We start from the raw sequence: 524 nt of genomic DNA, 5'->3' as shown, positions 1-524 counted from the left end.
GCAGAGGTCGTTTTATCTGAAGGGACAACCGCAATCGCTAACCGGCCATAGCGAGCCAGTGCATGGGCCGCCCCCCATGTGTCCGCGACTACGGCCCGAGCGCAAAAACCGGCTCCCGCCATGCGGTGGACCATATCCTTGAGCATGGGAAGTTCGCCCCCATGCAGGTGATCCGCCCCGGTCGTGTCCAGAACCAGCCCGTCCGGCGCATCGACGGCCACGATGGGCGCGATCCTGTGCTGGAACCACAGGGCAAGTTTTTCCAGTCCGAGCCGGTCGCCTTCGGGATCGGCGTCCATCAGCACCAGATCGGGATACAGCGCCTGAGCCTTGGCCACCGGTATGCCGGGGCGCAGCCCCAGCTTGCGGGCGGCGAGATCAACAGACAGCAGAACCCGCTGTCGTCCTTCCCGTCCGACAAGGGCCAACGGAGTTTCAGGCGCGGGCGCGTCTGGTCCAAGCCGCTTCCTGATCCGGTCCGTCGGCCAGAGCGGCAGGTAAAGAGAGACGACCCTTGCCATCAC

1 protein-coding gene is annotated in these 524 nt (G+C 65.1%); it reads right to left on the bottom strand.

Annotation, left to right across the window (positions count from 1 at the left end):
* A partial coding sequence (locus B7G66_RS16105) for a Y-family DNA polymerase (RefSeq protein ID WP_456306327.1) occupies nucleotides 1–524 on the bottom strand: 524 nt, incomplete at both ends.

This window comes from Novacetimonas hansenii JCM 7643, from assembly GCF_000964405.1.
In the GTDB taxonomy this organism is placed as follows: Bacteria; Pseudomonadota; Alphaproteobacteria; order Acetobacterales; family Acetobacteraceae; genus Novacetimonas; species Novacetimonas hansenii.
This window is presented reverse-complemented; position numbering and strand designations above follow the sequence as displayed.